Origin of the sequence: Saccharospirillum sp. (genome assembly GCF_039982735.1) — a bacterium.
Lineage (GTDB): Bacteria > Pseudomonadota > Gammaproteobacteria > Pseudomonadales > Natronospirillaceae > Saccharospirillum.
In genome coordinates, this window is record NZ_JBDWXV010000017.1 from 125708 (window position 1) to 149404 (window position 23697).

A 23697-nucleotide genomic window follows, 5' to 3' on the forward strand; every position below is an offset into this window, starting at 1 on the left:
GACATCCGTGAACCGTCATAACAGCATTCTGAGTACCTAATGTCCATGCCTGAAGTGACCCGTATGACCAGCACACGCATCCCCACCGAATACGGTGATTTCCAGTTGTGTTTCTACACCAATACGCTCGACAATAAAGAACACCTGGCGTTTTTTATGGGCGACATTGCCCACGCCGGGTCGGTTCTGGTTCGGGTTCATTCCGAATGCTTCACCGGCGATGTACTCGGCTCCCGGCGGTGTGATTGCGGTGAACAACTCGACCGTTCTATGGCCATGGTTGCGAACGCCGGGGTCGGCGTTGTGTTATACATGCGCCAGGAAGGCCGCGGCATCGGACTGCTCGATAAGTTGCGAGCCTATAATTTGCAAGACCAGGGGTACGACACCGTGGACGCCAACTTAATGCTGGGGCACGAAGCCGACGAACGCGACTATTCGCTCGCCGCGCTGATACTGGAAGACTTGGGGGTGGATTCAGTGCGACTGATCACCAACAACCCGGCCAAGATCAGTGCGCTGGAAGCCGAGGGCATTACCGTGTCGGAACGGGTATCACTGGCCGTTGCGGCCAACACCGATAACGCCGGATACTTGCTCACCAAGGCGCAGCGTATGGATCATTTTCTGCCGATCAAACCGGTCATCAAATCTGTGAGCTCATGACGCTTAATCAGGACATCGAACACTGGCTGCTGGCTGAACAGCAAGCCGTACAGAATTCACCCCAGGGTGCCGGCCGCAGGCGCCCTCACGTGACGCTCAGCTACGCCCAGAGCTGGGATGGCAGCATCACCACCGCACCCGGCGAAACCATGGCACTGAGCAGCGATGCCAGCATGCAGATGACGCACCAGTTGCGCAGCCTGCACGATGGCATTCTGGTCGGCATAGGCACCGTGCTGGCAGACAACCCTCGTCTCAACGTGCGCAAATGGACCGGTAAAGACCCGCAACCCATCGTACTCGACAGCCAACTGCGCATGCCGCCCAGCTGCAAACTGTGCCAGAGCGCCGAGCACGGCTGCTGGGTGCTGACCACCCCTGAGGCGGCGGCCGATCGTGATGACTGCGAACTGATTGTGGTGCCCGGCGATGCCGACGGGCACGTTAACCTGCATGAGGCCATGGCCGTCTTACACGAACGCGGCATTCGCAGCTTAATGGTCGAGGGCGGCGCCTCGGTGATTACCGCCTTCCTGCGGACCGGCCTGGCTGACGCCGTAATACTGACCGTCGCACCGGTGTTTGTGGGCGGGTACAACGCCGTAGGCCAGCTGGGCGATGCCGACCGCATGCCGTTCCCACAAATCGACTCCTTACACAGCCGGCAACTGGGCAACGAACTGATTGTCTGGGGTCGGCTACGCTACCAGGGTGAAGCCGAACCCGGACCCGACTCATGACAGACACCGCAAACCATACTCGCCACGGAGCCTTAACGGCCTCCCAACTCTGGTTTACCGCGCCGTTTCAGGTAGAAGTGCGCAACGTATCTCTCGCGCCACCGGCAGCCGACGAAGTTCAGGTGTGCAGCCTCTACTCGGCCGTCAGCCCCGGCTCTGAATTATTGCTCTACCGCGGGCAACTGCCAAATTCGATGGCACTCGACAGCTCGCTCGAAGCTCTGCAGGGCGCTTCACAGTACCCGGTGCAATACGGCTATGCCTGTGTCGGCGAGGTGGTAGAAACCGGCGCTGATGTTGACCCGGCCTGGCGGGGCAAAAAGGTATTTTCCTTCCAGCCGCACGCCAGCCATTTCAATGCCCGGCCAGACCAGCTCATGCCCGTACCGGACGACATTGCCGCCGAAGCCGCCGTGTTTCTGCCCAACATGGAAACCGCCGTGAACCTGGTGCAGGATGGCCAGCCAATGCTGGGAGAACGGGTCGTGGTGCTCGGTCAGGGCGTGGTGGGTTTGCTGTTATCGGGCGTGCTTGCCCACTACCCATTGGCCACCCTGAAAGCCGTTGAAGGCCAACCCAACCGCCAGGCCCTGGCCCGCGAACTGGGCGTGCAGGCCGTCTTCAATCCGGAAGAGGCCACTCCAAACCAACAACCCGACCTGGCCGATGCCGATTTGATCTACGAGATCAGCGGGCACCCCGACGCCCTGAACCTGGCCATTGGCCTGAGTGGCTATGCCAGCCGCATCGTCATCGGCAGCTGGTATGGCAACAAGCCGGTGTCGGTTGACCTGGGCGGCGAAGCGCACCGCAACCGCCTGCAACTGATTACCAGCCAGGTCAGTACCCTGGCCCCGGCCCTCGGTGGCCGCTGGAGCAAGCAACGCCGCTTTGATGTGGCGTGGGAGATGATTCGCCGCATCGACCCAACCCAATTGATCACCCACCGGGTGCCCTTGCGCGAAGCCGGCACCCTTTACCAGCAACTGCACGACGCCCAGTCCGGTATAGTGCAGCCGCTGTTTGATTACTCCGCTCACTAACCGAACAGGAAGCCTATGTATACCGTCGCCGTTACCCAGGATTTTATCGCCAACCATTATCTGATCGGAGGGGACTGGGGCGCCGAGAACAGCCCCCATGCCCACCACTACGTACTCGAAGTGCGGATCGAGAGTGACACACTCAACGAGCATGGTTACCTGGTCGACATCGTCGAAATCGAAGCCGCCCTGAACAAGGTGGTGGAGTATTACCGCGACAGCATGCTGAACGACAAACCGGAATTCGCCGGGCTGAACCCAAGCATTGAGCATTTCAGCCGCATTCTCAGTGAGCATTTGCTGGCCGACATCACGCCCCCCGGCACCGGCGCGCTCACGGTTAAGCTTTGGGAAAACGACAGCTGCTGGGCCGCCTATCGCCAATCATTCAGCTGACACCGCGTTGCCGGGCAGCCGGGGGCGGTGAAAGCTCCACAGACACCCCAACCCGACCAATAACACAACGGCATCGCGCAGGCGGGTCAGTGCAATCAGCCCCAGGGCCGCGCTGACCGGCAGCCCCAATAACTGAAACGACCACAGCAGTGACGCTTCTATGGTGCCGATGCCCCCCGGTACCGGCAGCAACATGGCCAGCCGCATGCCCACCATCATGGTCAGCAGATCGGTCGGCGATGGCGAGAGGCCGAGAAACCTCAACAGCAGCCACAACTCCAGCACCAACGCCACCCAACCCAGCAGCGACAACAGCAACGCCGCCCAGAGTCGCGCCCGGTGCAAGGTCAATGCGTTCTGCATCAACCGCACCAGTGCTTGCCAGCCGCCCTCCGGGTTTGAATCGTTTTCCGCACCACGCCAGCGTTGCGTCAACGGCCGAAACCGATTGGCCAGCCACACCGGGTGGCGCACCACCAGCGCTGCCGCCACGACTAACGCCGCCAACACCCCGCCCAGTATGGCCGAGACCTGAAGCCCGTCATCCAGCGGCACCATGGCCGTGCCCAGCAACATCAGCACACCCGCGAGCAAAACGGCAATATTGGTGCTGGTTTCCACAAAGCGGTCCAGCCCCAGCATGGCCACGGCGCGGTGCAGAGGCTGAGCAAAAACGCGGTGCAACCAGAACACTTGCAGAGGCTCTCCCCCAAAATGCGGCCCGGGGGTCAGAAAACTGACCGCACTGCCCGCCTGGCGCATCCGAAACAGACTGCCCAGCGACAACGGCGCCTGCAATGCCTGCCCAAGCAGTTGCCAGCGTTTTACCGCCATAAACAGTATGGCCCCGTTAACCAGCGTCCACAGCAGCCAGTTGTGCCAGGCAAGTTGCCCCAGTTGGGCGACAATGCTGCTCAGCGGCAATTGCCTGAGCGTCCAGCCTGCCAGCGCAAGCGCCAGTAGCCATAGCACCAGGGTGGTGAGGTTCCATCGGTTTAGGCTTCGGCGTTGCGTCATGCAGTTGGCTCCCGCCGAGCGCCAAGCTGGCCGCTGACGTGCAGCCAGTCGCGGCAGAAGCCCAGCAGCAGCGGGATCATCAGGGCAATGCCAAACCATTGGGTAACCACCCCCGGCAGGGGTGGCCACAAGGCAAGCGCGACCAGCACCATTTGCGCCCCGGCCAGATAACGCCGCATTTCGCTCGGGGGCAGCCCGTACACCGGCAAACCGCGCTGCTGGCGCCAGCGAATGCCCCACTGAAACAAGTAATAAGCGACACTGACCAGCAAATAAACCGCCGGGAGCTTGCCGGTAAACACCGCAAACAGAGGCGCGATGAGCAAGCCAAAGGCATCCAGTGCGGTATCGAGCTCGGTGCCCAGCCGCGTAGTCTGCTGCTGACGCCGGGCCACAAAGCCATCGAGCCCATCAAGCGCCGCCGCCACGGTGTAAAGCACGGCTGGGATGTAAAGCAACCCGGCGTTAGCCTGAAGGGGGAGCATTGCCGGAAACCCGGCCGTCGCGCTTATCAAAAAACCACGCAGCAGCGTAATGCGGTTGGCTGCACCCAGGCGGGTAAACGACCGGTTATCGACTGTACTGACATTCAAGTGCAGCCGCCCGTGGCACTGCCACAGCACAAACGCCCAGCCAGCCAGACCACCCACTAACCAGCGCCCCCCGGTGACCGGCCCTTCTACAACCCACAAAGCCAGCGCGCCGGCCAACAACGCACCGGCACCGAGCAGCGCGATTTGCACCAAATCACGATGCAATTGAGATGGCACACTGGCACCCGGTAACCCGGTAAATGGCTCAGTCGAATCTGGCATAAGCCTTCCGGGTAATGCGAAGCGGGCGGTTAATGATCATAATACCGAAACCTGAATGAGGTGTGCCCGGAGTATACGACCCAAGGCCGCGATGGGACCAGTGGCGGTGGCCGCGCTGATCCAGGCCCCGGCTGGCCCCGTACCCTTTTGGCATGCACACTCATCGCGCCCGATCCGCCCTTAACGGACAGGAAAGACACCATGGTTTTTAGAAGAGCCTGGCCCGGTTACTGGCCTTTGGCAGCCTTAGTGTTAGTGGCTTGCCTGCCGTTCAGCCAGCCGCTCATCGCACAGCCGGCGTTCGAGTCTGACCCGTTGCCGTTTAGCCACCGCTGGTTGCAAGGGTATGCCCGCGAGCTATCCACCCAGCCTTTTTCACCGGACACGATGGCCGACGACAACACGCTGCGCGCGCTGAACTACGACGATTACCGGCGCATCGTGTTTGATCCGAACGCCGCCGTTTGGGGCAACGAACCCCGGCCGTTTCAGCTGCAGCTGTTTCACCCCGGCTTCCTGCACACCACGCCGGTGGGCATTCATCTGGTGAAAAACGGCGTGGCCCGTCGCCTGGCTTTCGATACCGACCTGTTCAACTACCACGACAGCCCGGTTGATGTAAATGCCCTAACCGCCGGCGGCTATGCCGGCTTTCGGGTTCACCATCCCATCAACACCACTGAACGTTATGAAGAATTTCTGGTGTTCCTGGGCGCCAGCTACTTTCGGGCTGTGGGTAAAAACCAGTTCTACGGGCTTTCAGCACGCGGCCTGGCGGTGAACACCGTGGGCGAGGGCGACGAGGAATTCCCGCATTTTTCCGATTTCTGGATTGAACGGCCCGCCACGGGCGACGGCGAGATCATCATTCACGCCCTTCTCGACAGTCCCTCGGTCACCGGTGCCTACCGCTTTGCCGTAACGCCCGGCGACCAGACGATAATCGACGTCGACGCCAGCCTCTACCCGCGCCGGGACAGACCGCGCGTTGGCATTGCCCCACTGACCTCCATGTTTATGTTCAACAGCACCAACCGCGCCCGCTTCGACGACTTCCGCAACGCCGTGCACGATTCCGACGGTCTGCAGATTCGGCAGGCCAATGGCGAGCAGATCTGGCGACCGCTGGCCAACCCCGCACACTGGCAAGTCTCTTCCTTTGAAACCCCAAACTCGGCCACGCCCGCCGGTTTTGGCCTGATGCAGCGTCGACAAGCCTTCGAGCAATTCAACGACAACGAAGCCCGCTACGACAAACGGCCGTCACTCTGGGTGGAGCCGCTGGGCGATTGGGGCGAAGGCCACGTCGAACTGCTGGAAATTCCGACCGACGGCGAATACCACGACAACATCGTCGCCTACTGGCAACCGGCCGGCGGCCTGAAAACCGGCCAGACCTACCGTTACCAGTACCGCCTGCACTGGGGCACCGGCTCGCCGTTCGCGCCGGAACAGGGGCGCGTTATGAACACCGCCTCTGGCACAGCACTCGGCAGCGATGACCGCGTTTTCGTGATTGATTACAGCGGCGGGCAGTCACTGCCGAACAACCCCGGTGCCGTGCGCATCAATGCCATTACCAGTGCCGGCGAAATCACCGATGTGAGCGGCACCCTGGTGGAAGCCACCGGCCACTACCAGGCCTACATAAAACTCAACCCCAGCGAAGCCGACCTGGCCGAGTTGCGCGTAGCGCTTGAAGTAGACGGCCAACCCTGGGGTGAAACCTGGCTTTACCGGTGGACGCGATGAAAGCCACGCTCTCGCTAACGCCACCGGCATCGCCGCTGGCCATGCCTACTCAGTTACTAACACAGCGCCCGGCTGTACACAGGGTCAGTCAATCCACCACTCCCTGGTTGGCGCGTTACTTTACCTTCGGCGGCAGCCTGGCACTCACCGTGGCAGCCAGTAGCCAGATGTACCTGACACTGCCGCTCAGCGATGCAGTGACGGCCGCCGGGTCCGGTGACCTTTGGGTAATGGCATTGCTGTGGATGCTGCTCGGCCTGTTCACCCTGACCTTCGGGTGGGTTTCGCTTTCGGCCACCGCCGCCCTGGCCGGGCTGGTGTTCAACCGCACCCGGTCTGGCTCACTGCAAAGCCAGGCCAAGCCCAATGCCGCGCTGCGGGGCAAAACCGTACTGCTGATGCCTGTTTACAATGAAGACGCGGCCAGTGCCTGCGCTGCGCTAGCAGCGATGGCAGAAGACCTGAGCCGCCTGAACCTGAACCGGCATTTCGAGCTGTTCATTCTCTCAGACAGCACCGACCCCGACATCATTGCCGCCGAAACCGCCGCCGTGCAGTGCCTGCGCGACCGCCTGGGCACAACCATGCCGGTATGGTACCGGCGCCGGGCAAACAACACCGAACGCAAGGCCGGCAACATTCGCGACTTCATCAATGGCTGGGGCAGCGGTTACGACTACATGGTGGTGCTCGATGCCGACAGCCTGATCGCCGGTGACACCCTGGCCACCCTGGTGCGGGAAATGGATGCCAACCCCAAAACCGGCATTCTGCAAACCCTGCCCCGCCAATACGGCGGCGAAACCCTCTTTGCCCGGTTGCAACAGTTCGCGGGCATAGCCTACGGTCCGGTATTCGCACGGGGCCTGAGCGCCTGGCAAGGCGACTGCGGCAACTACTGGGGGCACAACGCCATTATTCGCATTCGCGCATTCGCAGCCGCCGCCGGTTTACCAGAACTGACCGGCCGGCGCCCCTTCGGTGGCGAAATTCGCTCACACGATTTTGTAGAAGCCGCGCTTATTCGGCGCGCTGGCTGGTCAGTACGCATGCTGCCCGACCTGGCGGGCTCCTGGGAGGAATGCCCACCCACCCTACTCGACGCCGCCATTCGCGACCGGCGCTGGGCGCAGGGCAACGTGCAACACCTGGCCGTGCTGCCCACCCGCGGCCTGCGCTGGCCAAGCCGGGCGCACATGATCATGGGCGTCATGAATTACCTGACATCCCTGCTGTGGCTGGCCATGGTGACGGTTGGTTTGGTACTGAGCACTCGCTTTGCGCTGCAAGAAAGCCAGGGCTTAGCAGGTAGCCTGCTGCCCCTGTTCGATTCAGACCGCATGGTCGGGCTGTTCGTGCTCACCATGGCCCTGCTCTTGCTGCCCAAAGGGCTTGGGCTGCTGGGCGGTTTACTAAGCAAAGCACGGCGCGGAGGGACCAGCCGACTGAGGTTTTTCGTGAGTGCCCTGCTGGAACTGCTGTTCTCGGTACTGCACGCCCCCATTTTCATGCTGGTGCACAGCCGCCACCTCTGGGAAATTGCCCGGGGGCAAGATTCAGGCTGGTCTGCCCAGCGGCGGCAAGGGAGTGGTGTAATCTGGCGGCCCCTGCTGGCCAGCCATGGCGTACAGACCGCGCTTGGCTTACTGGTGCTGGGGTTACTACTGTGGCTATCGTCGTCACTGCTGTACTGGATGCTGCCCACCGTCATCGGGCTGATACTGGCCATACCGCTTTCCGCCCTGAGTGGCAGCAAAACAGCGGGCCGCTGGCTGGCAAAATGGGGCCTGCTGGGCATACCCGAAGAGGCAACCCCACCCGGCATCATGCAACGCCGGCAGGGTTTTCTGGCCACCTATTCAGCAACCATACAGGCCCGGTAACTAGGGAGCCGGGCCTTACAGCATGCGCCGAAAGATTCCGTCTTTCTGAACCATATGCTTCACCGCCGCGCCAATGTGGCCGACGATCAAAACACCCAACGTCATCGCCAGGGCGCCGTGTATCGCAAACAACCGACCGGCCAATGCTTCATCCACCGGCACAAAGGGCATAGCCGGCAAGTGATAACCACCCACCGTAATCAACGCTGGAAACGCCGTAACTCCGGCCCAGCCAAACAACGGCGTCAGCACCAGCAAAACATAGAGCAAGTGATGCAAACTCTTGGCCGCCAATTGAAATTTACGGGGCAATTCATCCGGATACGGCGGGCCCTTAAGCCAAACCTTCATTACGATCCGCAACACCATCAGCAACAGAACACTAAAGCCGATCGCCTTGTGCCAGTTGTACAAAGTGTTCGTCAAAGCCCCCCATATCTCGGCTGCCGCACGCTCGGCCATGACAATGCCGATGGGAATCAATGCGAAGACCATCAGGGCCATTAGCCAGTGCAATACGCGCCAGGCTATTGGGTATTTTTGGATTTGGGGCATGGGTTTGTTCCCTTATCTGGATTCAAAGAGGCGTTTCGCTTCCTGAAAAATATCATAGAGGTTATCGTTACGGGTGACTATTTTAAGGCTCCCCAGCTATAACCCGCTGCGCAAGGCATTCTCACCTTTGGACATTCTGACACACGGCCTGCTAGGCGCCAGCCTGGCACAGACACTTGCCCGAAAAGACCACCTTCGCCTCGCCAGCCTGGCCGGTTTTGTGGGCGGCATACTGGCGGATGTGGACATTCTGGTGCGCTCCAGCAACGACCCGCTGCTGAACCTGGAAGTGCACCGGTCACTCACGCACTGGCTATTGTTCATACCCGTAGGCGGGCTGATGGCGGCCCTCTTGCTATGGCCGGTTTTACGCCGCCAGTGCGGTTTTCGGGAACTGCTTCTATTTGCCACAGCCGGTTATGCAACCCATGCGCTGCTGGACGCCTGCACCAGCTACGGCACACACCTATTCGGGCCCTTCTCCGACAACTCAGTCGCCTGGAACCTGATCTCGGTCGTGGACCCCATTGCGACGCTTATTCTATTGGTCGGCTTCGTTTTCGCCTTCACTCGCAAGCGGGCATTGGTTGCGGGGGTGAGCATTGCCCTACTGCTTGGCTACCTCGCCTTCGGCGGGTTTCAGCAAGACCGCGTTCGTACTCAGGTTCTGGAAATAGCCGCCGAGCAAGGGCATCAGCCAGAGCGACTGGTGATTAAACCAACATTAGGCAACATGCTGCTCTGGCGTACCCTTTACGAACACGAGGGCTACTATTACGTCAACGCCACAAGGGTTGGCCTGGAAACAGACATCATACCCGGCAACCGTATTCCCGCCCTGCGCTACCAGCAAGCCTTCGCGCAGCTGGACACCAACAGCCGCCTCTACCGGGATATTGAACGCTTCCACCGCTTTGCCAACGGCTACCTGGTCTGGCACCCCGAACAAACCGATGTTATTGGCGACATACGTTACGCCATGCTTCCAAATGAAACCGCACCACTCTGGGGGATACGCCTTCCGCAAAACTGGGGTGGCGGTGAAGAGCACATTAGCTTCGAGCATTTCCGACGCACCGATTTTGAAACACGCCAGAGGTTTATTGATATGGTGTTAGGGAAAGGGCTAAAAGGCGATTCGACAGAATAGAAAACGTAGTGGGTGCTAATGGATGGGCTTCAATGGATACTACACCTGAACTCTTGAGGCACGAAAGCGGGAAACCAATATCCGCTATAGATAAGACCAACTAACATTTCGATAGTAATAGTAGCTACTTGTGGATGTCCCGACTGCCTCCATCAAGTAAGCTAGAACAATCACTCAGAAATACACCAACCTCAAACGAGGCTTAGATCTGACAATGTCGTTCCAATATGTTTGGTTAAATACAGATCGTCCGATAGTATACGCTGATCTCTGCATATACAGGTATGTTGGAAATGGTGATCTCGAGATAATCAATCCAGAAGCTGTTTACTGGGCATTTTCTTCGAACCATTTTGATGAGATACGCAGAGGAGATAATCGGGACGCCTTAGCTGGCATGGAAAAGCTGAATGCTCGAGAAATATCTCCGATCGTAGACACATCCTTGCCTGAATGGCGCATCACCGGGAACTATCAATTTAAGGAGTATAGAAACATCAACGACTGTTTTTTTGAACACTGCTCTAACAGCAATTCACAACAGCACGAGAGTCTTTTAATATCCTTGTTGACCAATTTGTTTGATGCTGACAATCTTCATACACTTCAAGAAGCTATAATTGAAATGCCACAATCAATAGAGCGCCTGACAAATGGTATCAACAACGAAAAGGCTAATGAATTAGTGGCGAAATCCCAAGAAATTGCAGAGTCTCTTCTTGAACTGTCTAATACAGAGCTTGCCAACCTTCCAGCGCTTAAAGCACGCAGGAAAGCCATGGGAGTACCTTCAAATATCACCCAGCTTGCTGAGAATAAAAATGATCCAATTGAATTTATCTGGCAATTCATATCGAGTAATTACCCAAATCTCGAAAAAGATGCCTTTTTTGGATTTTCTCAGCCCACAGAGATGAAAGGAAGCCCTCACGCTTATGGACAGGACAACCGAATTTCTACTCCACACCTACTACTAAGCATGGTTGGGTTTAGACCTGACAAAAGAATGAATGATCCAGATAAATTCTTGAACGCGTTCTTCGATGCACAACATGCAGGACTTGCTTCGCTATGTCAATTTCTTATTAGTGCGGACAATAAGTTCATAAAGAAAGCCTCAGCCATTTATAGTCATAAACAACTTTCGACTATAGCCCTATACGCTCCTTATAAGCCAAAGAGTTACAAAATACAATTCAAACTGAATGACTAGTAAGCCCCTGAAAAGCTACTGACAAAGCTGGCTATGCCGTCTTTATGAGAGTTACCGGTGGCGCGTTCGTAAAACTCAGAATTTAATAGTCAGAGCTCTTCACATCATGAAGAAACAACTTTTGTTTTTTGGTGAAAAGCTAAAAAATCACTTTAAATACTAGCGGCCAAGCATTTTATCACCATTCAAATATGGTCCCAAGAGTGGCGATTAATATCTACCGTACTGTTTGCAAGTGAATAGCCCGCGAAACGGCTTCCATTGAAGTACTGTCAACAAGTGTAAAACATTCAATATTGATGATTTTCCTTTAAACTCCTGATATCAAGAAAAAACTTTGCTGAGACCTTCGAATAAAACTGAGGTGCAACGTGACGACAATAACTCAGGTGCCCAAGTAATGATCTTTGTTCATCTTCACTTAGCCGACCTTTGCTATTTAATGATAGCAGTAACCTAATGTGATCTTTTTGTTTCTTGGAAATAGTGATATGTCCATTTTCGCATACCTTGAGGCCAGTAACTCTCGCTGAACCTCCTAAACTACTCCCGTAGTGAGTTTTATCAAAATTTATCTTTAGTTCCGGACTCGAGAACTTCATAACTAAGTCTTTTATCATTTCTTCAACTTCGGCACACCTTCCAGTCACAGAAGTTGAAAACACTAAGTCATCTGCATAACGAGTGTATAGAGGGCATTCAGAGAAATCAGACCTTAACCTAGCATTTACTTCAAGATCAAAATTAAACATTACTATGTTGCTAATAATAGGTGAACTTGGATAGCCAATTGCTAATTTATCTTCCAGATAAAAACACGACTCTCGAATAAGGCGCAAGGATTCTTTATTATAATCCCATGATGGATTATTTTTTTCATGCCAAGCCTTTAAGTATGGCTGAAGGTCGTCAAACTTAATACTGGGGAAAAAATCCTTGAAATCTAACCTAAGAAAGTACTTGTTTCTGGAATGATAAGTTGCATTATCTAAGATAGAAACGCCCTCTTTGTATGCCATGGATGATTCGCTTACATCCATTTTTTCAAAGACATTACGAATGAGCCAATACTGAATCATCTTTAGTTTTTTAGAGGGATGATATATTTTTCTAGCGTCTCCATTTTTCTTGGGTATCTCAAAGATCTTCACCAAAGTTCGAGCGTTTGCTACTGCTTCTTCAATTATCGACTGGTCAATCCCCAAGTCTTTACATATTAGCTCATCAAGCTGCATTTAGTCGCTCCGGATAATTCCTTAATAAGCAATTCCGAAACGCAGCCTGGAACATCGAAACATCAAATTTATATTGAAAATAGACACTACTCATCTGACTACGATACAACTTATCGGGCCCACGATATATAGAACCAAAAGATACTAATATTGCAAGCAAATGAAGAACATTATTGAATCTCTCGTTTTCTCCAAAAATTTGCTTCAAGATCTCAATTATTTCGTTATGCCTTAGAGGCCCGGCAAGTCGCAGAAGGTCGTGAATAAACATAGCAGATATCTTATCAAATTTCTTTGATGGATCTACCTCTTCAATTTTCACTGCTCTTTTCTTGGTGGCGACTGGCTCTTTAAAAATATCATATATTTGGGCATATGTATCCCCAATCGCATCTCGTTTCTCAACTCCATCAGAGCGCATTTTATAATGAATTATCTTGTCTTTCCCTGCACTATCTGCAATAGCCTTCAGCGGGCCCAAGTTAACAAAAGAAGGTGCACTTTTGAATTTTGCATCGTTAATCACAATCAACTTATTTCTAAGAGCACTATGAGAAAATGCTCCAAGCTCTGTAAAAGCACTGGGACTTTCCAAAACAATCATTATATTATCTGAGAAATCAGAAATTAGATTCTCGACATCTAAAAGATTTTTTCTGTCACCTTCCTCTTTCAAAGTCGCGAACATTCTCTCTGCCAAGAAAAAATGCGTATGTGGAATATGGTTCTTAGAAAAATCAATTAGAGCAGCCCTCCTCTCGGAGATGTTATTAATATCTTTATTAGCACCACAAAGAAATACAAATCTTGATATGTCCTTTGGTAGGTAGAGTTTTGAGCTAGAAATTGACACTCGAAACTTTCCAAGCAAATCAAGGATTACTTGGCTGGACGTAATTTCCTTTAACATATACATGCCTACTTAGAGCAAGCGGGTCTTCCGAGTTCGGAAGTCGCTGACTAGCGGCTTCCGAACTCGGAAGACCCGCTAGAAAGTTAAAAATTCAAGGCAGAATGTGACTCACATCCCGACGGGGTTTCCCCCATTTCGCTAGGCAATAGCATCAGACTATATTTAGACATCAGATTTTTCAAGTCCCAACGGCTAATAACCCCAGTCCACAAAGCAATGAAGCATTCCGTTTACCATCTCGCGAAAGTACCGAAGTTGTGACCCATTCTGCAGGAGTATCGCTCCAGACCCGCTGTCAGTCCGTGCCTCCCTTCATGCTTAAAAGGTAAGCCAAATACCGTCGGACTCGTTAGTTGTTGTATCGTCGCACTTAGTTGCTGAAGTGTTAGAAAAGTAGCAAAGTGCGCTTAAATGAAGGGAGCTTGGGAGGTCGTTTTGAGGGTCTTAAAGGTCGAGAACCCTGTAACAAAGGGGTTTCAGGGCTTTCTGAATAAAGTGTCAGCACCACGAGTCGACCTCAGGGACTACTGATTATAACGCACTAATACGTAATTTTTACTAATGGGCAAGAAGGCCATTGCAGACAGAACGACTGGTTACAATTGGCTGATCTAATGCAGAATCAAATTCTGTTATGTGGAAACACCAGCTTACGATCTGAAAGCAATATGAATACTGGTCTTGTGATGGTGGGCCCTCCGGGACTTGAACCCAGGACCTGCCGATTATGAGTCGGATGCTCTAACCAACTGAGCTAAGGGCCCCGCTGAACGCACCGGGCGGTGTGTTCGAACAGAGCCCGCATTATACCGTCCAGAGGCGCCAAGTCTACCCAGGCTATTGATTCTCTTGGGGTTTTACTGAACCCCCCGGGCGGTGCTTTGGCTAGCTACACTGGCCTTGAATTTGGATCAGGCGGGTTGGGTCTTCCGCGATGACGGTTTGCTGGGGCACTGGCGCTACACCACCGGGTTGCTGGGCTGGCGCCGGTTCTGCGGTTCGGTTAGCGGGCGTTGACGGCTGGCTGTACCAGATTAGGTGGTAATGGCAGTTGTTCAGCCAAACGGCCTCTCCTGCGGTCAGCGTTGCCTGTTCGCCCTCTGCTTCCAGCCTTAGCCCGGAGCTGCCGGGCTGGGCTCTCAAAGTGGCGTTGCCGGGCAGGCTGGCGGGCAGCCGCAGGCGTTCTGCGAAGAACCAGGTGGGGGTATCTGCCCCCGGGGCGGTCAGTTGCAGGGTTCGGTCTGGCCCTACCGGGCTGAAGTCGCGCTCCAGGGTGAGGGTGCAGCCTGTGCAGTCGGGGGCGTCGAAGGGCCAGGGTTCCAGGCTGGTCTGGCCCAGGTGCAAGCCCTCTTTGCTGATAGAGATGGCTACATCAGTTTCAGTAGGGCCGGTGGTTAGACTGATTTTGGCGGCCAGCCCCGGCTCGGCTGTGGCCAGGGTGGCGCACAATAGGCCACCACCGAGCACCAGAGCCCGATTCATGGTGCCACCTTGTCGTGCGAACGGATGCGTTCGAACAGGGCAGCCGGTGGGCTTGGCTCGGCGATGTAGGGGCGGCGGTCGGTGTTGTCTGGCCCCACAAACCTGAGAATGGCGTTAGTCTGGCGCTGGCTGGTGGTTCTTTGCAGGCTGGCACCATTGTTGTTCCATTCATTGTAGCCCCCAAAATCAATCACCAGGTTGCCCCAGTCGTCGTGGTCGGTCATGGTCGTTGCGCCGGTGGTCAGAATATCGCTGAAGATGGTAGAGGCGTTCACGTTCGTCTCGGTGTCGTCGCCGTTGCAGTTAAAGTCGACCGGGTCTGAACCAACGCGGCCAAGGCCCAGGGTTTCATCCAGGTTGGCCGGGTCTAGCTCGACGGGGCTGCCATCGGAAAAGTCCATCCGGAAGTTTGCGGGGTCACCGTAGGGGCCATCGACTAACGGGCCTTCACAGCCTCCGGCGGGCCTGTAGTCGCTGAAATACCGATCGCCTTCGTTGTTGCCAATCTCCGGTAGGCCATTCAGCTGGTACAGGTAATTCATAATGCTCAGGTAGTTGGGTTTGGCGTTCACATTTTCATCGCCGCCGTGGAGCAGGCCAAGGTTATGCCCCAGCTCGTGCATCAGGGTGCTGGCCTGGTAGTTAATCAGCGCGTTGGTTCTGGCGGGGGTGGTGCTGTCGAGGCCCCAGCTTCCCAGCGAGACAATGAGGTCGTTACCAACCACTTCGGCAATACCGGATGAACCGTTAGACCCATCTTCGTTACGCGAGGTACTGAACAGAACGTAATGAAAGATCGGCAGCCGTTTGTAGTCGAAATAGGCGGCCTTGTAGTCAAAGAAGCTCACCTGGCTGCCCGTTGGGCTAAAGTCGATGCTCAATGCGTAGGGCACTTCCTGTCCGCCGCCCAGATCGAAATTGGCCGGATTTAGGCCGGGGCTTTCGTCGTACAAGTTGCCCGCGTCGATGTGCACGGCTATGTTTTTCGCGTCAAAGGCATCGATGACTTTCTGCAGAGCTTCGCGGCGGGGTTGCACCCCTTCGTCGAATGGCAGGTTACCTTCATCGGTTGAGTCGACATAATCGACTTCCAGAAAGATATCCGCCCGTCCGGCCCGGGCGCCCCACTCATAGAGTGGCATGCCGGCAAAGGTACTGCCGGGCTGTTCGTTGCAATCGGGAATGCCATCTTGGTCGAGGTCTTCCGTGCCGCACACGTCGTTGGGGCCACCTACCGTCGCCCAGCTGTAGGATGACCAGTCGGCGGCCGAGTCGGTGTCGGTCAGAAACGCATCGCGGCCGATGCTCTGGCCAAAGCTGTCGTTTGCGGTGGGCAGTGCTGCCACAGAACTGCCTGTCCAGGCGTCGGCTTCGCTAGGGTTAGGGGCAGACGCGAAGCTGACGTAGTCGATGGTTGCCCCATCGCTCAGGCGGTTAATTTCCAAAAACCCGCTGCCGTTCCAATGCGGGCGCCATTGTTCGTCATCTAGGTGGATCACCTGAGCGGTGTCTTCCGCCTCTGAATCCGAATAACTGCTTTGCGCCCGCACCACCAGGTACTGGCCCGGGGCAATTTGCGCATTGGGGAACGCAAAGGTACGGCTAGCTACAGTTGTAAAACTGTTCACAACATCGACACCAGGGCTGCGTAGTTCATAATCGGCCAGGTTCAGAGGTGTAGAACCGGCGTTATAGAGTTCGAACCAGCGCATGATGTTCACATAAGGGGATGCGCCCACTTCAGAGATAAACAGCGCTTGTGGAACAGTTTTAAATGTTGAGGCGTCTTCTTCTATTGGGATGCCGAAAACGGAAGCTACCGTGTCTGTTAAGCGCCAACTGTAGTCAGTATCGGGCTCCAGCGAGGTAGACAGTGTGAACTCAAGGCGATTGCCCGCTTCCACACTGTGGCTCGCTATGCCGTGGCAGCTGGTGAAGTTATCGCTGCTGATTTGCACGCTGCCGTCGCAGATGCCGTTGTCTGTGTAACTGAGGGTAGCCGGGTCGATCGGGACATCCGATAGGGCGCTTAACTGAGTTTCTTCGCTGACATTCTCTGCGCCATTACCAGGCATGAGCGTCAGGGTTGGCACGGTATCATCGGTAAACTCAAGCGTAATGGTGCGCACCTGGGATTGAAGGCCAACGTCGTCTACCTGCACGGTGAAGCTGTCGCCTGCCCAGGCATCTGAGCCAACCGGCTCGTATTCGAATTGGCCGGTGGCTGGGTCTAGCAGCTCAAGGTCTCCCCGCGCCGGGTCGGAGATGATGCTCAGTTGCGGATCGCTGTCGGGGTCGTCGCTTCCGCTGAAGGCAATGGTGCCCACTATGCTGGCCTGGTATTGGAGCACCAGGGTCTGGTCGTCGATCTGCGGAGGGATCGTGTCTGCGCTATCCGTTGTATCTTCCGAGTTGTCGCCGTCGGAGTTAGATGCTGAGTCGGTATCCTGAGAATCGGTCGACGAGTCGTCGAAGGCGCTAGAGTTATCGCTGCCACAGCCAGTCAGCACACCGCCGATGAGAATGATCAAAAAAAAGGCCCGCAACGGGCTTATGGTCTTCCTGGTTTGACTGGACACACCCCAGCTCCCTTCAGTCTGTTAACGGATCATTATCCCTTTTTATAACAGACCAAACGTTGTTTGAGGTCTCAAATATGGTGTGCTTTGGTGTCGCTTAGGGGCTGTTAGAACGGGCGTCTGACGCCAGGCGAGTCATTTCGCGCCAGAAACCCGTTCGAAGGTTTAGCTTTGGTGGGTCTCTACCGTTAGGGTCAGCCCTGCTTTCAGGGTATTCGCCACAATGCAGCCGCGCTCGGCCATGGTCACCAGCTTGGGCAGGCTTTCAACGCTGGCAGCACCGGTTACCGTCATCGCGATGCGCTCATAGACCGGGGGCGTGCCGGCCAGGGTGCCGGTGATGCTGACGTCGATGTCGCCAAGCTCAACGTCCCGCGCCTGGGCAGCGGCTACCAGGTTAGACATAAAACACCCGCCGAGGGCTGCGAGCAGGGCTTCGCCGCCCATGGGGCCGGCGTTTTCACCGCCTTTTTCGGTGGGGCGGTCCATTATAATCTGGTGCTCGCGAATCTGAGCCACGCTGGCGGTGTCGCCGGATCGAGTGAGGGAAACGGTAATGTCTGGCATGGCAGTAAACTCCGGTTGTGTTTTCCTCAGTGTAAGGCGGTTTCCAGGTTGGTGGTAGTGAAGGGGCGCTGCACTGATCGATCATTCATCCTGGTCGGTTAGTTGGAACGCCCGGTCGAGCAGAGTGCCGATGAAGTCGCCCAGTTCATCGAAATAGGCGTCGTCCATCGGTTTGCGGCTGACCGATTCGAGCACCGGCTGCAACAACAGCGGGGCGATCAGCAGGCTTTGCAGCACCAGTCTGGCCTGCTCGGGCCGGTGTATTCGGCCTTTGGGCAGGGAGTGGTCGAGCTGTTGCTCTACCTGCTGAATGAGGGGGCGCAATATGGTGTCGATCAGCCACTGGCGTTGTGAGTCTGGCGCGTAGAGGGCACTTTTTACCACCATATGAATCAGCTCGCGGGGCGCATAGCGGTAGAAGTATCGAAACAGATCCCCAAACGACATCTCGGGAAACCGTTTTATGTTTTCCAGCACATAGGTTTTAACCGGGTTCAGATAACTGAGCAACACCGCGCGGTACAGCCCGCTTTTATCGCCAAAATAGTAGGCGATCATCGCTGAATTCACGCCTGCGCGGTCGGCGATGCGGCGAATCGATACGCGCTGATAATCCTGATGCAAAAACAGGTGCCTGCCGGCTTCCAGTAACCGGTGGTGAGCGGTGTCTGATTCCGGAATGGGTTGTGGTTCTTGCATAACGCTTCCCTTTTTGGCAACTGACTGGTCACGGCTTGCACTTCGAAATACGGGGGCTAGTCATATTATTTTGCCCGGAGTTCGTATCAGCCACCGGGTATGTCTCTCCGGGGCCGGCGTGAACCCGTTCATGGCGCCTAGACCGCAGGATATGAATCCCTTCCTTGGGATTCACCCTCTGGGCTCGCTGCGCTCGTGCTAAAACGCTCCTGGCGTTTTAGTCCATGCTGCGGACTTCCCCGGATAGACACACCCGGCACCTGATACTTAGTTTAGTTAGTAGCAAACACTACACTTTGAATTAAAACAACCACTCAACTTGCCAGAACAGTCGGTCGTTGTCTTCGGCGGCTTGCAGGGCGGGTGCGTCGTCGCTGCGATAGCTTACCCAGCCCAGTTCGGAGCGCCACTGGTCGTTGATGGTCCAGTCGGCACCGAGTCGAATGGCTTGTCCGTTGTTGTCGGCAAGGCCAAAGCCCAGAATGGCCGCGGTCAGCGTTAGCCGTTCGCGGGCGGTGCTGTGTTCCAGGCCAACGGCCCAGCGGTGACTGAATTCTTCGCCCAGGGTGGCCACCATGCCCGGCTGATAATCCGGAAGATACCTTGTGCTGAGTTCCAGCACCAGTCGGCTGTTCGCGGGCAGTGTCAGGTCGCTGCCCAGTGCCCAGCCTAGCCGCTCGGTTGTGCGCACCGGGTTTTCCGTTTGCGGCGGGTTGCCGCTAACCGGTGCCCAGGCCAGGCCATCTTCGGCGGCCAGTTCGGCTTTCAGAATGGCTGGCCCTACGGGCAGGCTTAGCCCGGCGCCGAGGGTGGTTAGGCGTTCATAGTGTCGCTCGATGCCGCCGGGCCTGAATTCCAGATGGCCCGAGGGGTTGTAACCGCGCCAGAGAAACGCGGCTATATCCGCATTGCGCCACAAGCCGCTCAGGCGAACACCGCCGGAGTGGGCGCCCGGGTCTTCCCAGCCCTGGTCTGGGGTTTGGTCGTCGGTTTCGGCCGCTGCCGGATAATAGTCGCTGCCATACACCGGCAGCTCTGCCGTGCGGTTTTCGTGGGCGATAACCCCCTGGAGGGTCCAGTCGCCCAGGTAATAGCGGGCCTCGGTCAGCCAGCGCGAAAGCCGGGCTTCGTCGGCGTCGTACAAGCCGGGTTGCGAGAGCTGCGGCGGGTTCACCGGCTCCAGTATCGACAGCACATCGTTGAAGCCCCAGGTCAGCACCTGCCGGCCGCTGGTGAGCACCCAGCCTGGCGTTGTGTAGGCGAGCCGGGCTTCATTGAGTTCAAATTGGGTCTCGCGTTGGTCGCGGTAGGGGGTTTTCCAGTCTGCGTCTGACTTCAGCTCAAACACCCAATCCTGGCTCAGTTCGGCATCCACCAGAATGTTTAACCGCTCTGAAGGCCGCCATTCCAGCCGGGGGTTCCAGGCCGTTACCAGGCTGGCCAGACCGCGATGATCGGTCGAGCCCGGTTCCGGCGCGCTGTGCGCCGTGGCCCACTGACCCCGGTGAATCAAGCGGTTGGCAATATACAGCTCGTTGTTTGAGGCCTGAACGGCCGTTTCTACCTCGCTGAAGCCGCTGTCGAAAGCGTCGCCGAAGGGGTCATCTTCTGCTGCAACGCTGGCGCACAGGGCGGCCAGTGGCAGCAGCCATAAACGGGGTTTCATAAGCCCTGCTCCAGACGCTGAACGCTGAATTCAGACGCAGAAACCTCGGGGTTCAGGTTGATGTTGCTGAACGTCAGTTGTGTGCGATGCACCGTTTGGCCGCCTTCCTGGCTGACCACCTGCATCACCAGCGGTAACCAGAAGCCATCTCGCTGCTCCCACTCGGGCAGGTTCATCAGTTTGCGCTCATTGGCTTGCTCAAGCGTGTGAATGGCGCGGATGACCTGATGATTGCTTTGCTGAACATACACGACCGATTCGGTATAGCCGGTGCGGTCGACCACGCTCTGGTTGGCGGCGATTGCACGCACTCGCCAGACGGGCTCATCCCCTACCCGCTCTTCACCCAGCAGTTCGTAGGTCCACTCATCGAGATTGCGCGATGACATATCGGCATAGGATAAATCGGACCCCATGAAACTGCTGCTCTGGTCGCTGCCGGCAATGCGTTTCGATTTATTCATGCTGGGCAGGAAGAGCCACTGGTCGTCGCTGCGTTGCGGGTCGTCGTAATCGTGCACCAGAAAACCGGTGCCGCGCACATCGGACGGTTCCAGAAAAAACAGCAGACTGCGTTCGCTGTCGTCAAAGGTTCGGCTCAGTGACCGCAAGCGGCGCACGCGCTGGTTGCCGTTGCGGTCGATGAGTGTCATCGCCATATCAGCGGCCATCAGTTCGGGCGACGGTTGGGCGTTAACCTGCTCCATGATCTCGCGGCCGGTTTCAGCCTGGGCGGTGTTGCAGGCCAGCACCAGCATGGCAATAAGTATCGCGATGCCAGTGGTCAGGCTCGGGTGTGCTTGGGTGAAGCGTCTCATCAGTTAGTCTCCTGTTTCAGGCGTGGGGCATACCAGCGCAGCAGCACCGGTGTCAGCGTGAAATTCGACAGTGCAGCCAGCAGAAAGGCGGTTCCGCTGAGTAACCCAAAATGGAAAATGCTCGATACATCGCTGAACAAAAACACGTAAAAGCCAACAGTTAATACCACGGCCGTGGTCAGCAAGGCGGGGCCGGCATTGTCAAAGGCGATGTCGACGGCCTGTTCTGTATCGCCGGTTTCAGCAAAGGCGGTGCGGAAGTGGTGGGCAAAGTGCACGGTGTTATCGACGGTAATGCCAATGGCGACGGTCGCGACCAGCATGGTGAACAGGTCCAACGGAATGCCGAGCACCTTCATCAGGCCCATCACCACCAGAATGGGTGCCAGGTTGGGTAACATGGCCACCGCACCCAAACCCACTGAACGCAGCAGCGCCATCATCATCAGCGTGATGGCAATGGCGGCCAGGCCATAGCTCCAGGCGGTGGTGGTGATCACTTCATCGAGCGTATCGCTGAGCAGCGGCAGCAAGCCCGCTACCCGCACTTCAGCCCAGGGCGTCAGTGCCTGGCTGAGGGTTTGTTCGGTCACGTCAATAAAGCCCTGGTATTGCAGAATGTCGGCCCAGGGCATGATCAGCGTGATCTTCATTTCGCGGTAATCGGGGCTGACCAGGCGGCTCAGTTCATCAGCGCCGCTGTTTTCGAACAGTACCAGTTCTTCGGCGAGTAAACTGGCCGAATCGGGAATGGCGTAAAAGTCCGCATCTCCACTGTTCAGGGCCTGGTGGGTGCCTTTAATGATGTCGAGCAGTGAATTCACGTGCCCGATGCTGACGCCGCCGGGTCGGCCAGCCTGCAGTTGCGCCAGCACCTCATCCAGCCGCTGCAGCATTTGCGGATTTTTAAGGCCGTTTTCTTCGCCGGTGTCGATGATGACATCCATATTAATGGTGCCGCTCAACTTCGCATCGATGGTGTCGGTCGCGGCGCGGATCGGTAGCGATGCCGGCATCCAGTTCAGGGGGTCGAACGAGAACCGCAACTGCACCGCCAGCGTTAGCGCAATCGTCACCGCCAACAGCCACACACCAGCCAGCCAGGCACCACGGCGCAAGCTCAGGCCTACGAACCAGCGCAAAACAGCTCGCACCGGGCCGTGCCCAAAGGCCTGCTCTGATTCAGAAGCCTGCACTGTTCGGGGTGCCGACAGTGGCCAGAGCGACATCAACGCCGGCATCAGCAACACCGTCAGAGCGAAGGCCAGCATCACCCCCAGCGCCGCAAACAGGCCGAGGTTGGCAATGGGAATCAGGTCACCACTGGCCAGTGTCGCGAGCCCGGCCGCCGTGGTCAGCGAGGTCAGCAACATAGGCAGGGCCGTGCGGCGAATCGCCAGGCGCATAGCGTCGTAGCGGTCTTGGCCGGTGCTGTAGGCCCGGAAAAAGTGCGTCAGCACATGAATGGCATCGCCCACGGTAATGGCGAGCAGAAAAGACGGCACCAGAATCAGCGGCATCTGCACCGTCTGGCCCGCCAGCGACAGGCTGGCGAAGGTGGCCAGAATGGCCAGCAGCACCGCTGAAAGCGGAATTACCACGGCAGAAACGCGCCGGAAAAACACAATCAACACCGTGATGATCAGCGCGATGGTGAGGCCGATGAAGGTCTGCATTTCACTCTTCATAGTGGCTTCGAGTTGCTGGTTGATCACCGGCATACCGGCCAACACGGCATCCAGCCCTTCGGTGACGGCCATTTCTGCTTCGAGCGCGGTAATCAGCTCAAACATTTTCTCGATGGGCAAAAAGGTGTCGCCTTCCCCCGCGGGTGCGGGTGCTTCTGCAGTCGAGCTCGTCGCAAAGGCGTCACCAAAGGCATCGTCGAACGCGGTCGCGTCGTCGGTTACCGCCTGGGGGTCGAAGTCGTAGGTATAGGGTTCAATCACCAGGGTGGTGAAGGTGCGGTCGGCGTTGACCACCAGCCCTTCCAGCGCGGGCGTCGCGGCAATGCGGTCTTCAATGGTGGCCCGGCTCAATGTGCCCACTGGTTCTGGCACCAGGTCATCAACATTCAGGCTATCGGCCGTACCTTCCTGATAGGGAGCGTTCAACAAGCTGTCGACCCGCCGCACCCAGGGCACTTGTTGTTCAATGCGCCGATGAAGGTCGGCCAGTCGGGTCAGGCTCTCATCGCTGAGCACATCGGCCGCTTCAATACCGACCACGATTACGTCGTTGCGGCCATAGGTTTCCTTAACGGCGTTATACGCCTGGCGTGCGGGTTTGCTTTCATCGATAAAGTGCTCAAGGTCGGTATCGATTTGCAAATGCGGCAACTGGCTGGCAAGCGCCACCATAAACAGCAACAGGCTGGCCAGCACCGGCCAGGGGTGACGCATCACCCAATCGGTGTAGCGTTCCAGCCAGTTGGCCAGGCGGGTTGATTGCATTGTGGTTCTCCTTGGTAAAGGGTAAGACTCAAGTAACAGTGTTTGCACGGAAGAC

General features: G+C 56.5%; 20 protein-coding genes and 1 tRNA gene. 8 read left to right on the top strand and 13 right to left on the bottom strand.

From position 1 onward, the window contains the following. Nucleotides 1–63 precede the first annotated feature (63 nt). The 4 genes from ribA to ABJT94_RS15050 are packed head-to-tail and all read left to right on the top strand — an operon-like array spanning nucleotide 64 to nucleotide 2845. Nucleotides 64–666 carry a GTP cyclohydrolase II gene (ribA, locus tag ABJT94_RS15035; RefSeq protein ID WP_348477047.1) on the top strand — a complete coding sequence of 201 codons (603 nt, stop codon included), beginning with the start codon at nucleotides 64–66 and terminating at the stop codon, nucleotides 664–666. Beyond that, nucleotides 663–1406 carry a RibD family protein gene (locus tag ABJT94_RS15040; RefSeq protein ID WP_348477048.1) on the top strand — a complete coding sequence of 248 codons (744 nt, stop codon included), beginning with the start codon at nucleotides 663–665 and terminating at the stop codon, nucleotides 1404–1406. Before ribA ends, ABJT94_RS15040 begins: the two co-directional genes overlap by 4 nt. Beyond that, the gene (locus ABJT94_RS15045) at nucleotides 1403–2449 is read left to right on the top strand and encodes a zinc-binding alcohol dehydrogenase (protein WP_348477050.1); all 1047 of its coding nucleotides are present in this window, start codon (nucleotides 1403–1405) and stop codon (nucleotides 2447–2449) included. The genes ABJT94_RS15040 and ABJT94_RS15045 overlap by 4 nt, the downstream gene beginning before the upstream one ends. Before the next feature lie 15 nt (nucleotides 2450–2464). After that, entirely contained in the window at nucleotides 2465–2845 is a 381-nt protein-coding gene (locus ABJT94_RS15050; RefSeq protein WP_348477052.1) for a 6-carboxytetrahydropterin synthase, read from the top strand. Here the strand turns inward: ABJT94_RS15050 and ABJT94_RS15055 are convergent. Both ABJT94_RS15055 and ABJT94_RS15060 read right to left on the bottom strand, forming a co-directional pair. After that, nucleotides 2834–3862 (bottom strand): lysylphosphatidylglycerol synthase transmembrane domain-containing protein, encoded by a 1029-nt coding sequence (locus tag ABJT94_RS15055; RefSeq protein ID WP_348477053.1) that lies wholly within the window; start codon nucleotides 3860–3862, stop codon nucleotides 2834–2836. The genes ABJT94_RS15050 and ABJT94_RS15055 overlap by 12 nt on opposite strands. Then, nucleotides 3859–4677, bottom strand: a complete 819-nt coding sequence (locus ABJT94_RS15060; RefSeq protein ID WP_348477054.1) for a CDP-alcohol phosphatidyltransferase family protein — start codon at nucleotides 4675–4677, stop codon at nucleotides 3859–3861. Before ABJT94_RS15060 ends, ABJT94_RS15055 begins: the two co-directional genes overlap by 4 nt. A 201-nt stretch (nucleotides 4678–4878) precedes the next feature. Between ABJT94_RS15060 and ABJT94_RS15065 the strand changes: the two genes are divergently transcribed. Together ABJT94_RS15065 and mdoH are read left to right on the top strand one after the other, a co-directional pair. Then, nucleotides 4879–6429, top strand: a complete 1551-nt coding sequence (locus ABJT94_RS15065) for a glucan biosynthesis protein G (protein ID WP_348477055.1) — start codon at nucleotides 4879–4881, stop codon at nucleotides 6427–6429. Then, on the top strand, nucleotides 6426–8312 hold the full coding sequence (gene mdoH / locus ABJT94_RS15070; RefSeq protein ID WP_348477056.1) for a glucans biosynthesis glucosyltransferase MdoH: 1887 nt from the start codon (nucleotides 6426–6428) through the stop codon (nucleotides 8310–8312). The genes ABJT94_RS15065 and mdoH overlap by 4 nt, the downstream gene beginning before the upstream one ends. A 15-nt stretch (nucleotides 8313–8327) precedes the next feature. Here the strand turns inward: mdoH and ABJT94_RS15075 are convergent, their stop codons facing one another. Continuing rightward, nucleotides 8328–8867: a cytochrome b/b6 domain-containing protein gene (locus ABJT94_RS15075; protein WP_348477058.1), complete on the bottom strand. Its 540-nt coding sequence runs from the start codon at nucleotides 8865–8867 to the stop codon at nucleotides 8328–8330. A gap of 73 nt (nucleotides 8868–8940) precedes the next feature. Between ABJT94_RS15075 and ABJT94_RS15080 the strand changes: the two genes are divergently transcribed. Beyond that, nucleotides 8941–10017, top strand: coding sequence for a metal-dependent hydrolase (locus tag ABJT94_RS15080; RefSeq protein WP_348477059.1), 1077 nt, complete (start codon nucleotides 8941–8943; stop codon nucleotides 10015–10017). A gap of 397 nt (nucleotides 10018–10414) precedes the next feature. After that, entirely contained in the window at nucleotides 10415–11230 is an 816-nt protein-coding gene (locus ABJT94_RS15085; protein WP_348477060.1) for a hypothetical protein, read from the top strand. A gap of 290 nt (nucleotides 11231–11520) precedes the next feature. Here the strand turns inward: ABJT94_RS15085 and ABJT94_RS15090 are convergent, their stop codons facing one another. From ABJT94_RS15090 to ABJT94_RS15135, 10 genes are all read right to left on the bottom strand, one after another. Then, entirely contained in the window at nucleotides 11521–12465 is a 945-nt protein-coding gene (locus ABJT94_RS15090) for a retron St85 family RNA-directed DNA polymerase (RefSeq protein WP_348483109.1), read from the bottom strand. Continuing rightward, the gene (locus tag ABJT94_RS15095; RefSeq protein WP_348483108.1) at nucleotides 12455–13375 is read right to left on the bottom strand and encodes a retron St85 family effector protein; all 921 of its coding nucleotides are present in this window, start codon (nucleotides 13373–13375) and stop codon (nucleotides 12455–12457) included. The genes ABJT94_RS15090 and ABJT94_RS15095 overlap by 11 nt, the downstream gene beginning before the upstream one ends. Nucleotides 13376–14065: 690 nt before the next feature. Continuing rightward, nucleotides 14066–14142, bottom strand: a tRNA-Ile gene (locus ABJT94_RS15100). A gap of 121 nt (nucleotides 14143–14263) precedes the next feature. Beyond that, nucleotides 14264–14860 carry a hypothetical protein gene (locus tag ABJT94_RS15105; protein WP_348477745.1) on the bottom strand — a complete coding sequence of 199 codons (597 nt, stop codon included), beginning with the start codon at nucleotides 14858–14860 and terminating at the stop codon, nucleotides 14264–14266. Next, on the bottom strand, nucleotides 14857–17391 hold the full coding sequence (locus ABJT94_RS15110) for a lamin tail domain-containing protein (RefSeq protein ID WP_348477744.1): 2535 nt from the start codon (nucleotides 17389–17391) through the stop codon (nucleotides 14857–14859). Before ABJT94_RS15110 ends, ABJT94_RS15105 begins: the two co-directional genes overlap by 4 nt. Nucleotides 17392–17604: 213 nt before the next feature. Next, nucleotides 17605–18006, bottom strand: a complete 402-nt coding sequence (locus ABJT94_RS15115; protein ID WP_348477743.1) for an OsmC family protein — start codon at nucleotides 18004–18006, stop codon at nucleotides 17605–17607. A gap of 81 nt (nucleotides 18007–18087) precedes the next feature. After that, on the bottom strand, nucleotides 18088–18705 hold the full coding sequence (locus ABJT94_RS15120; RefSeq protein WP_348477742.1) for a TetR/AcrR family transcriptional regulator: 618 nt from the start codon (nucleotides 18703–18705) through the stop codon (nucleotides 18088–18090). A gap of 301 nt (nucleotides 18706–19006) precedes the next feature. Next, nucleotides 19007–20371 (bottom strand): hypothetical protein, encoded by a 1365-nt coding sequence (locus ABJT94_RS15125; RefSeq protein ID WP_348477741.1) that lies wholly within the window; start codon nucleotides 20369–20371, stop codon nucleotides 19007–19009. Continuing rightward, nucleotides 20368–21189, bottom strand: a complete 822-nt coding sequence (locus ABJT94_RS15130; protein ID WP_348477740.1) for an outer membrane lipoprotein-sorting protein — start codon at nucleotides 21187–21189, stop codon at nucleotides 20368–20370. The genes ABJT94_RS15125 and ABJT94_RS15130 overlap by 4 nt, the downstream gene beginning before the upstream one ends. Beyond that, nucleotides 21189–23642 (bottom strand): MMPL family transporter, encoded by a 2454-nt coding sequence (locus tag ABJT94_RS15135; RefSeq protein WP_348477739.1) that lies wholly within the window; start codon nucleotides 23640–23642, stop codon nucleotides 21189–21191. The genes ABJT94_RS15130 and ABJT94_RS15135 overlap by 1 nt, the downstream gene beginning before the upstream one ends. Nucleotides 23643–23697: the final 55 nt, after the last annotated feature.

Excerpts from the sequence above, each read along its gene's own strand:
- ribA (WP_348477047.1), top strand. The coding sequence starts at position 64 with ATGACCAGCACACGCATCCCCACCGAATACGGTGATTTCCAGTTGTGT.
- ABJT94_RS15040 (WP_348477048.1), top strand. The coding sequence starts at position 663 with ATGACGCTTAATCAGGACATCGAACACTGGCTGCTGGCTGAACAGCAA.
- ABJT94_RS15045 (WP_348477050.1), top strand. The coding sequence starts at position 1,403 with ATGACAGACACCGCAAACCATACTCGCCACGGAGCCTTAACGGCCTCC.
- ABJT94_RS15050 (WP_348477052.1), top strand. The coding sequence starts at position 2,465 with ATGTATACCGTCGCCGTTACCCAGGATTTTATCGCCAACCATTATCTG.
- ABJT94_RS15055 (WP_348477053.1), bottom strand. The coding sequence starts at position 3,862 with ATGACGCAACGCCGAAGCCTAAACCGATGGAACCTCACCACCCTGGTG.
- ABJT94_RS15060 (WP_348477054.1), bottom strand. The coding sequence starts at position 4,677 with ATGCCAGATTCGACTGAGCCATTTACCGGGTTACCGGGTGCCAGTGTG.
- ABJT94_RS15065 (WP_348477055.1), top strand. The coding sequence starts at position 4,879 with ATGGTTTTTAGAAGAGCCTGGCCCGGTTACTGGCCTTTGGCAGCCTTA.
- mdoH (WP_348477056.1), top strand. The coding sequence starts at position 6,426 with ATGAAAGCCACGCTCTCGCTAACGCCACCGGCATCGCCGCTGGCCATG.
- ABJT94_RS15075 (WP_348477058.1), bottom strand. The coding sequence starts at position 8,867 with ATGCCCCAAATCCAAAAATACCCAATAGCCTGGCGCGTATTGCACTGG.
- ABJT94_RS15085 (WP_348477060.1), top strand. The coding sequence starts at position 10,415 with ATGGAAAAGCTGAATGCTCGAGAAATATCTCCGATCGTAGACACATCC.
- ABJT94_RS15090 (WP_348483109.1), bottom strand. The coding sequence starts at position 12,465 with ATGCAGCTTGATGAGCTAATATGTAAAGACTTGGGGATTGACCAGTCG.
- ABJT94_RS15095 (WP_348483108.1), bottom strand. The coding sequence starts at position 13,375 with ATGTTAAAGGAAATTACGTCCAGCCAAGTAATCCTTGATTTGCTTGGA.
- ABJT94_RS15105 (WP_348477745.1), bottom strand. The coding sequence starts at position 14,860 with ATGAATCGGGCTCTGGTGCTCGGTGGTGGCCTATTGTGCGCCACCCTG.
- ABJT94_RS15115 (WP_348477743.1), bottom strand. The coding sequence starts at position 18,006 with ATGCCAGACATTACCGTTTCCCTCACTCGATCCGGCGACACCGCCAGC.
- ABJT94_RS15120 (WP_348477742.1), bottom strand. The coding sequence starts at position 18,705 with ATGCAAGAACCACAACCCATTCCGGAATCAGACACCGCTCACCACCGG.
- ABJT94_RS15125 (WP_348477741.1), bottom strand. The coding sequence starts at position 20,371 with ATGAAACCCCGTTTATGGCTGCTGCCACTGGCCGCCCTGTGCGCCAGC.
- ABJT94_RS15130 (WP_348477740.1), bottom strand. The coding sequence starts at position 21,189 with ATGAGACGCTTCACCCAAGCACACCCGAGCCTGACCACTGGCATCGCG.
- ABJT94_RS15135 (WP_348477739.1), bottom strand. The coding sequence starts at position 23,642 with ATGCAATCAACCCGCCTGGCCAACTGGCTGGAACGCTACACCGATTGG.